This window comes from Desulfogranum marinum (assembly GCF_963675105.2).
GTDB lineage: Bacteria > Desulfobacterota > Desulfobulbia > Desulfobulbales > Desulfobulbaceae > Desulfogranum > Desulfogranum marinum.
Map to the genome: position 1 here is coordinate 2,118,027 of NZ_CAXXRO010000004.1, position 13,323 is coordinate 2,131,349.

At 46.2% G+C, this 13,323-nt stretch carries 14 protein-coding genes; 9 read left to right on the plus strand and 5 right to left on the minus strand.

The annotated features are described in order from the left end of the window. Nucleotides 1–50: 50 nt before the first annotated feature. The 9 genes from phrB (at nucleotide 51) to ACHZCY_RS18050 (ending at nucleotide 7,693) form a co-directional block, all read left to right on the plus strand. Nucleotides 51–1,421: a deoxyribodipyrimidine photo-lyase gene (gene phrB, locus ACHZCY_RS18010; protein ID WP_319549902.1), complete on the plus strand. Its 1,371-nt coding sequence runs from the start codon at nucleotides 51–53 to the stop codon at nucleotides 1,419–1,421. A gap of 268 nt (nucleotides 1,422–1,689) precedes the next feature. Then, nucleotides 1,690–2,211, plus strand: a complete 522-nt coding sequence (locus ACHZCY_RS18015; RefSeq protein ID WP_319549903.1) for a DUF3833 family protein — start codon at nucleotides 1,690–1,692, stop codon at nucleotides 2,209–2,211. Nucleotides 2,212–2,308: 97 nt separating this feature from the next. Then, nucleotides 2,309–2,779: a chalcone isomerase family protein gene (locus tag ACHZCY_RS18020; protein ID WP_205223675.1), complete on the plus strand. Its 471-nt coding sequence runs from the start codon at nucleotides 2,309–2,311 to the stop codon at nucleotides 2,777–2,779. A 45-nt stretch (nucleotides 2,780–2,824) separates the two neighbouring features. Next, on the plus strand, nucleotides 2,825–3,241 hold the full coding sequence (locus ACHZCY_RS18025) for a nuclear transport factor 2 family protein (RefSeq protein ID WP_319549904.1): 417 nt from the start codon (nucleotides 2,825–2,827) through the stop codon (nucleotides 3,239–3,241). Then, nucleotides 3,238–3,957, plus strand: coding sequence for an SDR family NAD(P)-dependent oxidoreductase (locus ACHZCY_RS18030; RefSeq protein ID WP_205223673.1), 720 nt, complete (start codon nucleotides 3,238–3,240; stop codon nucleotides 3,955–3,957). Before ACHZCY_RS18025 ends, ACHZCY_RS18030 begins: the two co-directional genes overlap by 4 nt. After that, a complete protein-coding gene (locus tag ACHZCY_RS18035; RefSeq protein WP_319549905.1) occupies nucleotides 3,954–5,195 on the plus strand; it encodes an NAD(P)/FAD-dependent oxidoreductase in 1,242 nt (413 codons plus the stop codon). The genes ACHZCY_RS18030 and ACHZCY_RS18035 overlap by 4 nt, the downstream gene beginning before the upstream one ends. After that, nucleotides 5,192–5,929 (plus strand): DUF1365 domain-containing protein, encoded by a 738-nt coding sequence (locus ACHZCY_RS18040; protein WP_319549906.1) that lies wholly within the window; start codon nucleotides 5,192–5,194, stop codon nucleotides 5,927–5,929. Before ACHZCY_RS18035 ends, ACHZCY_RS18040 begins: the two co-directional genes overlap by 4 nt. Continuing rightward, nucleotides 5,926–7,173 carry a cyclopropane-fatty-acyl-phospholipid synthase family protein gene (locus tag ACHZCY_RS18045; protein WP_319549907.1) on the plus strand — a complete coding sequence of 416 codons (1,248 nt, stop codon included), beginning with the start codon at nucleotides 5,926–5,928 and terminating at the stop codon, nucleotides 7,171–7,173. The genes ACHZCY_RS18040 and ACHZCY_RS18045 overlap by 4 nt, the downstream gene beginning before the upstream one ends. A gap of 4 nt (nucleotides 7,174–7,177) precedes the next feature. Continuing rightward, entirely contained in the window at nucleotides 7,178–7,693 is a 516-nt protein-coding gene (locus ACHZCY_RS18050) for a DUF2878 domain-containing protein (protein WP_319549908.1), read from the plus strand. Between the two features lie 331 nt (nucleotides 7,694–8,024). On the opposite strand, the gene ACHZCY_RS18055 is transcribed toward ACHZCY_RS18050, so the two are convergent. From ACHZCY_RS18055 to ACHZCY_RS18075, 5 genes are read right to left on the minus strand one after another with little or no spacing between them, the layout of a single operon-like run. Further along, nucleotides 8,025–8,768: an NADH-quinone oxidoreductase subunit B family protein gene (locus tag ACHZCY_RS18055; protein ID WP_205223668.1), complete on the minus strand. Its 744-nt coding sequence runs from the start codon at nucleotides 8,766–8,768 to the stop codon at nucleotides 8,025–8,027. Between the two features lie 39 nt (nucleotides 8,769–8,807). Then, complete coding sequence (locus ACHZCY_RS18060; RefSeq protein ID WP_319549909.1) at nucleotides 8,808–10,319, minus strand: hydrogenase large subunit; 1,512 nt, start codon at nucleotides 10,317–10,319, stop codon at nucleotides 8,808–8,810. After that, nucleotides 10,312–11,739 carry a proton-conducting transporter transmembrane domain-containing protein gene (locus ACHZCY_RS18065; RefSeq protein ID WP_319549910.1) on the minus strand — a complete coding sequence of 476 codons (1,428 nt, stop codon included), beginning with the start codon at nucleotides 11,737–11,739 and terminating at the stop codon, nucleotides 10,312–10,314. The genes ACHZCY_RS18060 and ACHZCY_RS18065 overlap by 8 nt, the downstream gene beginning before the upstream one ends. A 4-nt stretch (nucleotides 11,740–11,743) precedes the next feature. After that, nucleotides 11,744–12,397 carry a hydrogenase gene (locus tag ACHZCY_RS18070; RefSeq protein WP_205223665.1) on the minus strand — a complete coding sequence of 218 codons (654 nt, stop codon included), beginning with the start codon at nucleotides 12,395–12,397 and terminating at the stop codon, nucleotides 11,744–11,746. Further along, nucleotides 12,394–13,311 carry a respiratory chain complex I subunit 1 family protein gene (locus ACHZCY_RS18075; protein WP_205223664.1) on the minus strand — a complete coding sequence of 306 codons (918 nt, stop codon included), beginning with the start codon at nucleotides 13,309–13,311 and terminating at the stop codon, nucleotides 12,394–12,396. Before ACHZCY_RS18075 ends, ACHZCY_RS18070 begins: the two co-directional genes overlap by 4 nt. Between the last annotated feature and the right edge of the window lie 12 nt (nucleotides 13,312–13,323).

A 13,323-nucleotide genomic window follows, 5' to 3' on the forward strand; every position in this document is an offset into this window, starting at 1 on the left:
GGGCATTATATCTGTGCACAAACAAGCAGCCCCTATAAATGGTAATGTATATGGAGCGCAGGAATACTGATATTGATCGGAGATGCCGATGTGTCAGAAACGGGCAGCGTGGGCAAGGCCCCGTTGTGTACTGGATTTCCCGTGACCAGCGAGTAGATGATAACTGGGCTTTGTTGTGGGCGCAGCAGGAGGCATTGGCACAGCACAAAGGGTTGGTGGTTGTTTTCAGCCTTATTCCTGATTACTTGGGAGCTGCATCAGATCATTATGCCTTTATGCTAAGAGGCCTTGCAGGTGTGCAGAAAAAACTGCAGAAACTGCAAATACCGTTTGTCCTTCTCGAACAGTCGCCTGTGGAAGGCCTGCCCCATTTTCTTCGCCATATCGATGCCCACGTGCTTGTTAGTGATTTCGATCCCCTCCGCATCAAGCGGCAATGGCAGGCACAGCTCGCAAAGAGCGTGAAGGTTCCTCTTTATGAAGTGGATGCGCATAACATCGTTCCTGCTTGGATAGTTTCCGATAAAAAAGAGTACGCTGCCTACACACTTCGTCCTAAAATTAACCGTTTGCTGGATGATTATTTAACTGATATTCCCTCTCTGAAAAAGCATTTGGTCGACTGGCGCCAAGATGCAGAAAGTTATGATTGGGCTGCATATTCGGGGTTAACTTCCAGCCTGTTGTCTGTTGAGGAAGGAAAATTTAAGGCCGGCGAAGCGAAGGCAAACTTTGCTGCTGAGGTATTTGTGAGCACCGGACTTGCAGAGTATGCAGCTTGTCGGAACAATCCGTGCGTAAAGGGCCAATCCGGGCTTTCTCCATATTTGCACTTTGGACACCTGTCGGCACAGCGCCTGGCTTGGATGGTTTCAGAGAGCGATTTGCCCATGGAGAGCAAAGCTCCCTTTCTGGAAGAACTCGTTGTACGGCGCGAATTGTCTGATAATTTTTGTCTGTACGAACCCAGCTACGATAGTATTGCTGGATTTCCGGAGTGGGCTCGGAAAACGCTTGATCAGCATTGGTATGATAAACGTGATTATATTTATACCCTCCAGGAACTGGAACAAGGGAAGACCCACGAGCAACTCTGGAACGCCTGTCAGGTTGATCTTGTTCAGAACGGTAAACTCCATGGGTATTTACGGATGTATTGGGCAAAGAAAATACTTGAATGGACTCCTGATCCTGAAGCTGCCCTGGAATGTGCTATCACTCTTAATGATCGCTACTCGTTGGATGGTAGAGATCCAAATGGGTATGCCGGGGTTGCCTGGGCTATTGGTGGCGTGCATGATCGGGCATGGCGCGAACGGTCGGTTTTCGGCAAGATTCGTTACATGAATGAGGCTGGATGTCGCCGAAAATTTGACGTGAACAGGTATATTGCATCTGTTTACAGCACCGAGCAAGCTTGATAACATTTTTCACAAAAGACTATCTCGAAAAATTGCTGATCACCCACAAGATGTACGGCAATATCGTTAGGGTATGTTAAATTATTAGCAGTATATTTTCTCTTCTCGCTCCTGCTTTTGTTGTGTCTTGAATGCTTCAAAATTATTCTTTTCTTTTGGTAGTACAAGCTACCAATGTCTTCCTGTTTTATATCTATTGATAGTTATCTGGACTTCCTTACTTTATACGTTATAAGAGCGGAAAAAATTCGACATTAGGAGAATGCTGATGAGATTACTTTTTACTTTGTTGATACTGGTGCTGGTGACGGGTTGTTCTGCGGTAGATATGAAACGTTATAGTGCCAATGAGCCGCAGCTGGATCTGTTTGAGTATTTTTCGGGAAACACTACGGGGTGGGGAATCGTTCAGGATAGAAAGGGTGCGCTCATTCGTCGGTTTGTTGTCGAAGTTGTCGGCGAGGTGACAGAAAACGGACAACTGGTCTTACGGGAAAAATTTGAGTGGAGTGATGGTGAATTGTCTGACAGGACGTGGATTTTGAGTCAACAGGATAACCATAGATTTACGGGTACTGCTGATGATGTCTTGGATCAAGCTGATGGAGTACTCTACGGTAATGTACTCAATTGGCAATATCAGTTAATGCTGCAGGTAGAGGACAGCAGCTGGAAAATAAAGTTTGATGACTGGATGTTCCTGGTAAGCGAGGACATGCTGATCAACAAAGCGACCATGTCCAAATTTGGATTTAAGGTAGGAGAAGTAACAATAGTTTTCAGGAAATAAACATAACCAATAGGGTGTTAGTATGTTTTTAAAAGGTAATTTATTGATAATAGGGCTTATTCTGTTGCTCTCCAGCCCGGTTTATGGAATATCTGGTATGAGTGACTTGCAGAGACTCGGGCAAGGGAAGGCGTATTACTTGGGATTTATCAAGGTGTATGATGTATCTCTTTACGGTTCAGAGCTTACAAGCAAACAACATATTCTCAGTCGTGATGTGTCCAAATGTTTACATATTGAATATGCGGTCGATATTGAAAAAGATGATTTTGTAGAAGCGGCAAACACCATTCTTAATCGTCAGTTCTCAGAGAAACAGCTGGCGCTGGCCAAGGGTGGCATTGATGCTCTCCATGAGGCATATTTAGATGTAAAAGATGGAGATACGTACACCCTCTGTTACAGTAGTGTAGACAGTGTAACAACACTCTCTTACAACGGAGAAGAACTCGTTTCCATAGATTCGCCTTTTTTTGCAGAGACATACTTTAGTATATGGCTTGGAAGTCATAAGCCACTTGATGAAGACCTTCGGGATGATCTGCTCGCAGGAGTGCAAAAGGATTAATTCTTACCGAGTAAACACTTCATTGATGTAAAGGAGTCAGGGCATATGGAAAAGTTTCTTCGAATGTACCGGAATCTTCATGCAGATAATTTAGAGATTCTCAAGACCGTTTACAGACAAGACATTCATTTTACCGATCCTGCCCACCAGATTAGCGGTATTGATAACCTCACAGCATATTTTGCAGCCCTGTATGCAAACATCGACTCTATACATTTTTCCTTCCTTGAACCATTAATGGTCGACAACAAAGGGTACGTACGCTGGGAAATGACTTTCAGTCATCGGCGGCTTGATGGAGGCCGTCCAATAACCGTCGCCGGTGCCAGTTATCTGGAATTTGATCAGCAGGGCAAGGTACATTTTCATCAGGATTATTTTGACCTTGGGGCCATGCTCTATGAGCATGTACCGCTCTTGGGCCGTTTTGTAAGATCCATTAAAAAAGGACTTGGAAAATGAAAATAGTAATCACCGGAGCAACCTCGGGAATAGGTCGGCAGTTGGCTATGGACTATCATGCCGAAGGTCATGAGGTGTGGGCTTTAGGAAGAAATGTGCAGGCATTGGAAGAACTTGCTGCCCATGGATTGTCTACCGGGCAGCTGGATCTCACCGATAGAGATGCAGCCCTTGCCTGGTTTGCCCGATTGGACTCTGTGGACCTTGCCATCCTGAATGCAGGAACCTGTGAGTATATAGATCTCCCTGAGTTTGACAGTGCGTTAGTGCAGCGGGTAATGCGGGCCAATGTGGAATCGACAGCCATTTCCATTGAGGCGGTTTTACCGCTTCTTCGCAAAAGTCAAAGTCCTCACCTGGCTCTTGTGGGCAGCTCTGCCGCCTACCTGCCATTACCGCGTGCAGAAGCATATGGCGCCTCCAAGGCTGCAATCGCCTACATGGCCAAAACCCTGAGGATAGATTTGCACCCTGAGAACATTGCTGTCAGCCTTATCTGTCCGGGATTTGTCAAGACGCCTCTTACCGATCTCAACGACTTTCCCATGCCGTTTCGAATAAGTGTTCAACAGGCAAGCGATTATATTCGGAAAGGGGTGATGAAAAAGAAAGCGGAAATTCATTTTCCTAAACGCTTTACCTGGATACTTAAGCTCTTATCCTTCCTCCCCGGTCCACTATGGACCATAATCGGTCGGCAAATGGTGAGAAAATGAGTCGTTTAAAGATTGCAATCGTTGGGTCCGGAATTTCAGGGCTTACCTGTGCTCATGCCTTGGCTCCCCACCATGATATCACCCTTTACGAAGCCGCTGATTATGTTGGGGGGCATACCCATACCGTAGAGGTGGAGAAAGAGGGAGAGGTGTCTGCAATAGACACAGGATTTATTGTCTTTAATGATCGTACCTATCCCCATTTTATTGAGTTGATGGAGAGTCTTGGGGTTGCATCTCAACCTACGGAAATGAGTTTTTCAGTAAGAAATGATGTCATAGACCTTGAGTACAACGGGAACAATCTCAATAGCCTCTTTGCACAGCGAAGAAACTTGATCCGTCCGCGTTTCCTGGCAATGGTAGCAGACATTGTTCGGTTCAATAAAGAGGTGAAAAATGCTGCAAAAGAGGATCAGCATCAGACCATCGGAAACTTTCTCACTGTGCAGAAATATTCATCGCTTTTTAAGGAAAATTACCTGCTGCCGATGGTGTCTGCGATTTGGTCAATGGGACTGGAAAGTTGTATGGATTTTCCTTTGCAGTTTTTTGTTCGCTTTTGCGATAATCACGGTTTGCTCAATATTGTTAACAGACCGCAATGGTATACCATTATAGGTGGCTCAAGCAGCTATATTGAGCCGCTGACAGCCACCTTTAAAGACAGCATTCGGCTCAATACACCAGTGGTGAGGGTGGAGCGGGAAGACAATCTGGTTTCCGTCATCACCAAGGAAGGCTCAACCACTTTTGATCAGGTCGTTTTTGCCTGTCATGGTAACCAGGCTTTGTCTCTGCTGGCCAGCCCAACTGCTGAAGAGGAATCTGTCTTGCAGCAATTTACAACATCAGAGAACAGGGTGGTCCTGCACACAGATACATCCTTTCTGCCCAAAAGAAAATTGGCCTGGGCCAGTTGGAATTATAACATGGTTGCCGGTGCCGAAGAACAGACGACACTGACCTATAACATGAATATTCTCCAACGCTTGAACAAGCGATACACCTATCTGGTGACCCTTAACCAGGATATTCCTGAGGAACATGTTCTTCGTACTTTTACTTATCATCATCCTGTGTACACACAAGGAGCAATTAAGGCGCAGCAACGTTGGGCGGATATTTCAGGAAAGAATCGCAGCCATTTCTGTGGGGCTTACTGGTTTAACGGCTTCCATGAAGACGGCGTTAGAAGTGGGCTCCGGGTTAGCGCTGCACTGGAGGGAAGTGTATGAACTCGTCACTCTATATAGGTACCATTGCTCACAGCAGGCAGATACCACGAAAGCATAGTTTCCAATATCATTTTTTTATGTGGTTTCTTAATCTTGATGAACTCGACCAACTGCCTCGGTTGGGAAGATGGTTTTCTACAACGAGATGGGCACTGAGTCGCTTTCACCGACCGGATTACTATGGAGAACCGACGCTCCCTCTTGCCGATGCTATCAGGAAACGGATGGAGGAACTCACTGGCTATCCGGTTGCAGGCCAAGTTTTTGGCCTGCTCAATATGCGCACCTTGGGAGTGTATTTCAGTCCGGTGAATTTTTATTACGGGTATGATGGACAGGGTAATCTTAGCCATTTTTTGGCAGAAGTTTCCAATACCCCTTGGAATGAGCGGCATCAGTATGCTCATTATGTTGCGGGCAATCAATTGGCGCCTGACAATTCAAAACAATTTCGTGTGTCGCCATTCAACCCGCTCAATCAACACTATTCATGGAAGATTAAGGATCCCGCCGAGAAATTATTTGTTCAGATACAAGTCGACGATGATCGTGGCCGCATTTTTACTGCGCAGCTTCGTTTGCACAGGCGACCGCTTACATTGGAATCGGTGAGGAAAGAGCTGCTGAAAAAACCGGCAATGACCATGTATATGGTTGCGAAAATTTACTGGCAAGCGCTGAAGCTTTACGCAAAAGGTGTTCCCTACGTTGCTTACGAAAAGGAGACGGTATGAACAGCTTGACCAATATATCAAATTGCGATTCAACAGGAGCAAAAGATACATTGAGCGCACGTTGGTCGCGATTGCTGCTTATGAGGTTGCTTTCAGGTGTAAAGTTTGGCCAACTTATTATTCAGGAAGGTGAAAAACAGTGGTGTTTTGGTGAGGGGAGTCTACCCCGTGCCCATGTAACTATCCACAATGTTGCAGCATATAAAAGGGTTCTTTTTGGTGGATCGATTGGTGCCGGCGAGGCTTACGTGGATAAATTATGGGATGTTGATGACTTAACAGCATTGGTAAGGATAATGGTGCTGAATATGTCTTTGCTTGATCGGATGGAAAAGGGGCTCGCCTGGATACTCAGGCCGTTTGATCTTGCCAAACATTTTTTCAATACCAACAATAAGCATGGGGCGAAACGAAACATTCTTGCTCATTATGATCTTGGTAATGATCTGTATGGGGCTTTTCTCGATCCCGCGATGATGTATTCGTCCGGCATATATCCGAGCCACAACACTACCCTGGAAGAGGCCCAACAGAACAAACTTGAACTTATCTGTAAAAAGCTTGATCTGCAGCCGACAGACTCTGTGATTGAGATCGGCACAGGGTGGGGGGGATTCGCGCTTTATGCTGCCGAAAAGTATGGTTGTCATGTGACGACAACGACCATTTCTGATGCACAGTATGAGTTGGCAACGAGTAGAGTCGCTGCTGCCGGACTGAGCCACAAGATAACACTGCTCCAAAATGACTATAGGGACCTGAGCGGAAAGTTTGATAAACTGGTGAGTATCGAAATGATAGAGGCTGTTGGGCACCGGTTTCTGCCGAGTTTTTTTCAAAAATGCGGCGATCTTCTCAAACCTGAGGGAAAGATGTTGCTCCAGGCTATAACCATCGCTGATCAGAAGTATAAACAATATGTCGGAACTGTTGATTTTATACAGCGATATATTTTCCCTGGAGGGTGCCTGCCATCAAACAGCAGGATGGCACAGTTGATTGCGGAAAAGACCGATATGGTTGTTCGCCATATTGAAGATTTTGGTTTTGATTATGCCAGAACAATACAAGATTGGCGTACTCGTTTTCACGATGCTTTTGCAGGGCTGCAGGAAAAAGGCTATGACGAGGCATTCAAGCGATTATGGGATTTTTACTTGTGTTACTGCCAGGGTGGTTTTCTGGAACGTTCCATAAGCGTTGTCCATCTTGTTGCTACCCGACCCGGCAATAGACATCCTTAGCGCTATGAAGAGCTTGATCAATATCCTTACCTACCAGGCAATATGGTTTATGGGGGTTCTCGGTGGAACCATTGGTGCGTATGGCGGCATTCTGTTACTGCTCATTCACCTGATTTTCTCCCCTGTGCGGGGCGCTGACTTGCGGATGATGGGATTTTTATTGTTTACAGGTCTGCTGGTGGATGGAACCTTGCACCAGGTTGGCTTTATCAGTTTCACCGTAACTGGTTTTCCGATACCTTTCTGGCTGATGGTTATATGGTTGGGGCTGGCCATCACGCCCCACCATAGCCTGGCCTGGTTGAAGCACAGGCTGCTGCTTTCCATGTTTTTTGGTGCTATGGGTGGACCTGTAGCGTACTGGGCAGGTACCCGCCTGGGAGCGGCAACCTTCAACTACGCTTTACTGCCTTCACTGCTCAGCCTTTCACTGATCTGGGCTATTCTTTGGCCCGTTGTCATGTATTTTAGCGTCGTGCCGAGAAAGAAGCCTCTTACTATAAAGCCACTCGTAAAGTGAAATTCTTTGCTGCTGTTTCACTATTTTTTTTATTCTTTGAGCTGAAGGAGCAGGTTATCTGTAACCTATAGGTACAACGTTACTATGGGTAACTGTCAGATCAAGTTTCAAGTTTGAGCTACTAAACAAAAAAAGGAAACATGAGAAAAGGGGGGAAGAAAAGGCTTGTTCAGCGTTGCAGTCCCCATTGGAGGTGGCAGCCTGAAACAAACAGAAATTTCATTTGAAACCGGCGAAAAGGGTTTTAACCAATGGGATTACCTCTGGAGGGAGGTATTATCAGCCGTAGGCAAGTACAGCTGATAATACGGGAAAGGTGGACGGAGACCCTTTATTTAAAGTACTTCAGTAATGCATGCAATGTTGTCAGCGGATGCGGAGGGCAACCCGGGATATAAAGATCTACGGGAATCAGGCTGTTGAGATCCCCGATGATTTCCTCGCTTCCAAAAAACGGGCCGCCTGAAATCGAACAGCAGCCACTGGCAATAACCACTTTGGGTGATGGTACCGCATCATATGTGTCCAAAAGTGCCTGTTTCATGTTGCGTGTAATGGGGCCGGTAACATGGATGCCATCGGCGTGGCGCGGTGAGGCGACAAAATCGATACCGAAACGGGAAAGGTCAAAAAACGGAGTGGTGAGTACGTTGGTATCTGCCTCACAGGAATTACAGCCTCCTGCAGAAACCTGGCGAAGTTGGAGTGAACGCCCAAAAAGTTTTTTGAAATGTTGTTTTGAATGATCTGCCAAAACCGGCAAGGTACCATCTGTAATCAGGTCTTCCCTGTTTTCCGTTCCCAAATCGAAATTTTCACTGAACTTGACAAATGCCCCATTCTCGACTTTTTCGCATTGACCGCAAAAGGAACAGCGACCAAGATCAATGGTTTTTGCTTCGGGGTCAATAGCATCTTGCGGGCAAAGACGAGCACACTTTGTGACGATTTCGCTACTGCACTCAGAATTAATCACAGGCAACCCTCTAAATCGATGATAGAGAGAAATCGGCTCTTTAGGGTAGGAAGAGGTCTTGTTTCCCTGTTCCAGTTTGTTTTTTAGTACTTTCAGCATAATAAAATCCTTCTATGTCGCTCAGTGCAGGGCACTTTATTATAGATCAAATCCGCAGTACGAAAGATTGTAGCTCTTGTTGCAGAGTGGAAAGTCTGATATTTCTTGATTGCGAAGCGACATGGCAAGCCCCGTCCAATTATGAAATGATGGGTCCTTGACCTTATAGCGTTGTACCTTGCCATCATTGTCTGTAAGAAGGCAGTGAGATACTTCTCCCCGCCAACCTTCGTTGACAGTGACTACAAACGAATCGGGGCTGAGGCTACACTCCTGCATATGGACTTCTTCAGCGGTTGTTTCCGTTTTGTCGAGCAGTATATTGATGAGTTTCAATGAATGCATAATTTCTTCCCGTCGCACTGTAGCGCGGCTGTTTACATCGCCGTTTGTTACAGAGTTGGTATTGGCAGGTAATTCACCGTAACACTCATTGGGAAATGTTACCCTTGCGTCATAGGGTATGCCACAGGCCCTGCCTGCATAGCCGACCAGACCGAGTTCTTTGGCCACGCTATGTTCGACTGTCCCGGTGTGCTCAAATCGAGCCAGGACCGTAGGCGCACCAAATAAAAGGTCACAGATGTGTTCAATTTCCGGTGTTATTTCGGCGAGCTTATCGCGTATTAACCGGCGTTGTTCATCTCCCATAACATGGGTCACCCCACCTGGTCTTACCAGCCCTTTACCAAAACGGTTACCGCCCAACACCTGTAAGAGATTAAGAAATTCTCCTCTTATTCTGCCAAAATAGGCAGCAGGTGGATTAAAGGCAACATCCCCGCTCAGCGCTCCGAGATCACCAATATGATTGCAGAGTCGTTCCAGCTCTAATGCCATGGAGCGGACAATCTTTGCTCCCTTGTCAACAGTTAATCCTCCAAGGCCTTCAAAAGCTTGGCTGAAACAAAGACTATGGGCGATGGTCGTGTCACCGGCGATCGATTCGCAAATAATGGGATAGCGTTTATGTGGCAAAGCCGGTAGCATTTTTTCGATGCCCCGGTGCTGATAGCCGAGCTGGATCTCCAGGTGGAGAACCTCTTCCCCAGCGCACTGAAATCGAAAATGCCCTGGTTCAATAATGCCGGCATGTACCGGGCCAACCCCTACCTCATGTATGGATTCACCGTTCACCTGAAAGTAGGAATAGTTGCCGGGAATGTCGTGGTCATAGTTGTTGCCAAAAACATCCTCTTTCCCGGTGAAGTTTTTATGGTAGCGTACCATTTTCAGCCAGGGATGCCCATCCGGCTTGAGGCCGAACTGCTCAGCAATTTCCCGCTCAAACATATGAAATTTTTCGCTGACTGATCGGGTAAACGACTGAAACCTGGTTCCTATCTCGGTACTTATTGCATAGAGATTGCTATTGCGTACAACCGCCAACAGTTTGTAGACATTAGCCTCTTCATAAACAAAGAACTGGACGATGAATCCGTCGTCCTTAACAAACTGGGAAATACTCTTGAAAAACAGGTCAAAGGAAACTTCAGGGATCGCGGCTCGTGGGATAGCTTTGCCGTTTTCTATTTGCAGAAAGTTATCCATGAATGGCACCTCCAATAGTTTGGATTGCATTTGTAATCGCGATGTAAATGGCGTCCGGCATCCAGATACAAAGAGTAACGGAGGCGAACAGTAAGATATACGGGGCTGCAAGGCGGAGTGTTTTTTCTTTAACCAGAATTTTTCTGTTGTTATCGCTAAAGGACATAGCCATAAAGATACGTCCTGCTCCAGCAGCGACAAGGATAAGGGCAAAGAGGAACAGGGCAACACTGATATACCTGTGCTGCTGGAATGCACCGATTACAATCACGACTTCACTGATAAACAACCCAAACGGCGGTAATCCTGTAATGCCGATAAACCCGGCAAAAAAGGACACAAAAGTTTTTGGCATCCGGCTGATTATATTGCCGACTCCCTGCACTCGTTTTGTTCCGAAACCAAGCAGAATGTTACCGGCAGAGAGAAAAAGTGAAGACTTGAGCAATGAGTGGTGAATTAGGTGGAGAAAAGCCCCATACATGGCAAAACCACCGATTCCGATACCAAAGGAGATAACACCCATGTTTTTGATACTGGAGTAGGCAAGCATTCGTTTGTAGTCGGGCTGACCAATGATAAAAACACCGCCAACCAGCATGGATGCAAGCCCGAAACCGATCAGGACATTGCCGGAGAAATCACCAAGGCCTGCAACATTCATTAGCACATGCATCTTGTAGATACCGAGAAAGGCACAGTTAAGTAACGCTCCGGAGAGCAAGGCAGATGCGGGACTTGGTGCCTGGCTGTGCGCATCCGGTAACCAGGTGTGCATTGGTGCAAGGCCCATTTTTGTACCAAATCCAATAACCACAAAGATGAATCCGGCTTTGAGCCATACCGGGTCAAGTTGTGTTGCCACATTGTTGAGTGAAGTGAATGAAAGCGGCGCATCGATATTGCCCAGGTCCATAGCAAGGGTAACGAAAAAGCAGCCAAGCAGGGCCAGGGCAATCCCCACCGAGCAGATGAGTACATATTTCCAGGTTGCTTCAAGCGCTTCTTTTGATCGATGGATAAAAATAAGGGGAGCGCTGACAAGTGTGGTCGCTTCAATGGAGATCCAGAGGACTATTGGATGCTCAGAGAGCGTCACCATGGACATGGTCCCGAGAAAGAGCAGCATGCAGCAACAGAAAACAGGTTTGTTCTCTACTTCCGACTCATTCATATAGGAAAATGAGTAGATGGAAATGCATACAAAGATAAAAGAGGTAACCAGTAAAATCAGTAATCCTTCTGGTGACGCGCTGAAAAATTGAGGAAATGCAGGGGTCAGTTTGCCCATCCAGCTCATAAGCGTGAGCTGGAAATGAAGAAGTGCGGAAATGCACAGCAGCATTCTGCCCATGCTTGCAGGCAGTGCCAGAGCAGCCCCCCCAGCGACAAGTGGCAGCAAAAATACAAATTCAATCATAGTATCAGTCCTTTAATCGTCCAAGTAAAGTGGTGTCGACATCACTGAAAGCGCTGTTGATGTTATGCAGAATAATTCCCATCACCATGACGCCAACCAGGAGATCAAGCAGCACGCCGAACTCGACCACATAAATTGTGTGTCGGTGGTCAGTGAGCGCGGTCCCAATAAGGTAAATACCGTTTTCCAGCATCAGGTAACCGATCACCTGGGTAATAGCCTTGGTTCTGGCCATCATCAGGAAAAATCCGGAAGCCATAGTTGTAATGGCTGTTATGAGCACCATCGAATGCCCTTCAGGTAAGGAGAGTCGAAGATTATTGGTGATAAAAACAGAAATTATAATGATAACAAGACCACTGAGAATTGATGCGTGATAGCCGATAAAAGGTTCAATTTCGCGTTGGATCTTTACCCGCTTCACAGCCATGTACAACAGACCGGGAATAAGCAATCCTTTGATCAGGGTCATAATCTGGAAAAAAATGATTGCTCCGCTATCCAGTGATGCATGGCTTTTTAAGAAAAGCGGTGTAAGTGAAACCATCACACCCTGCAGAGCCATGATTCTGACCAGCACCATCAGCCGGGTTGAGCCGAGAGATAAAAGGACAGAAAGCAGGGTAACAACAAGTATTAATTCGGTAATATTTATCACTGAAAGACCCCCATAGTGAGTATGGCCGCAAAGAAAACCAGGGCAAAGGAGGTAAGAATGAATTTTGGAACAAGATCCATTCGGAACCTGGCCATGATTGATTCTGTTATGCCGATGAAAACGTAAATAAGGGAGAGAATGCCAAGAAATATCAATCCTCTGGTGATACCATTCAGCACATCAAATGGAAATATGAGCTGGGTGATAAAAGCCGCATAGAAAATGAGTTTCAAAAAAGCTCCTATTTCAATGAGTGCCAGATCAGGGCCACTGTGATCGAGAATCATCACCTCGTGAATCATAGTCAGCTCCAAGTGTGTTGCTGGATCGTCAACCGGAACTCGGGAGTTCTCTGCGAGAAGGACCATGAACATCGCTATGATAACAAGCAGGATAAGCGCACCGGATTGGCCCATCAGCGTAATAGGGTTTTCACCGGTAAAATAGGTAGCTAAACTTAACGATCCACTCATTCGGTAAAAGAGTATCAAGACCGTAAAGATGGTGACTTCCGCAAGGGTTGAGAAAAAAACTTCACGCGCTGCTCCCATCCCTTCAAAGGGCGACGCTGTGTCCAGAGCAGCTATAACAGTAAAAAAACGTCCGATTCCCATGATGTAGAAAAGAACAATGACATCACCATGAAAGGAAAGCAGCGGTGCTTGCCCGGCAAAAGGGAAAAAGAGCAGTACTGTAAGAGCGGCAGCAAAGGAGACGATAGGCCCTAATTTGAAGACAAATGTGGTACTGGTGCTGTAGACGGAACCCTTCCGCAACAGTTTGATAAGGGTATAGTATTTTATAAGGAGCGGCGGTCCATTTTTACCGGCAAAAAAAGCTTTCACTTTCAATATGATTCCGGGAAAAAGCGGCGCCGCCAGTACGGCTAATGCAAATGATATATATGTTTCCATTCTTTACCTCTC

What these genes read in the sequence shown, in the direction of transcription:
- phrB (WP_319549902.1), top strand. Translation starts at nt 51, where the DNA reads ATGGAGCGCAGGAATACTGATATTGATCGGAGATGCCGATGTGTCAGA.
- ACHZCY_RS18015 (WP_319549903.1), top strand. Translation starts at nt 1,690, where the DNA reads ATGAGATTACTTTTTACTTTGTTGATACTGGTGCTGGTGACGGGTTGT.
- ACHZCY_RS18020 (WP_205223675.1), top strand. Translation starts at nt 2,309, where the DNA reads ATGAGTGACTTGCAGAGACTCGGGCAAGGGAAGGCGTATTACTTGGGA.
- ACHZCY_RS18025 (WP_319549904.1), top strand. Translation starts at nt 2,825, where the DNA reads ATGGAAAAGTTTCTTCGAATGTACCGGAATCTTCATGCAGATAATTTA.
- ACHZCY_RS18030 (WP_205223673.1), top strand. Translation starts at nt 3,238, where the DNA reads ATGAAAATAGTAATCACCGGAGCAACCTCGGGAATAGGTCGGCAGTTG.
- ACHZCY_RS18035 (WP_319549905.1), top strand. Translation starts at nt 3,954, where the DNA reads ATGAGTCGTTTAAAGATTGCAATCGTTGGGTCCGGAATTTCAGGGCTT.
- ACHZCY_RS18040 (WP_319549906.1), top strand. Translation starts at nt 5,192, where the DNA reads ATGAACTCGTCACTCTATATAGGTACCATTGCTCACAGCAGGCAGATA.
- ACHZCY_RS18045 (WP_319549907.1), top strand. Translation starts at nt 5,926, where the DNA reads ATGAACAGCTTGACCAATATATCAAATTGCGATTCAACAGGAGCAAAA.
- ACHZCY_RS18050 (WP_319549908.1), top strand. Translation starts at nt 7,178, where the DNA reads ATGAAGAGCTTGATCAATATCCTTACCTACCAGGCAATATGGTTTATG.
- ACHZCY_RS18055 (WP_205223668.1), bottom strand. Translation starts at nt 8,768, where the DNA reads ATGCTGAAAGTACTAAAAAACAAACTGGAACAGGGAAACAAGACCTCT.
- ACHZCY_RS18060 (WP_319549909.1), bottom strand. Translation starts at nt 10,319, where the DNA reads ATGGATAACTTTCTGCAAATAGAAAACGGCAAAGCTATCCCACGAGCC.
- ACHZCY_RS18065 (WP_319549910.1), bottom strand. Translation starts at nt 11,739, where the DNA reads ATGATTGAATTTGTATTTTTGCTGCCACTTGTCGCTGGGGGGGCTGCT.
- ACHZCY_RS18075 (WP_205223664.1), bottom strand. Translation starts at nt 13,311, where the DNA reads ATGGAAACATATATATCATTTGCATTAGCCGTACTGGCGGCGCCGCTT.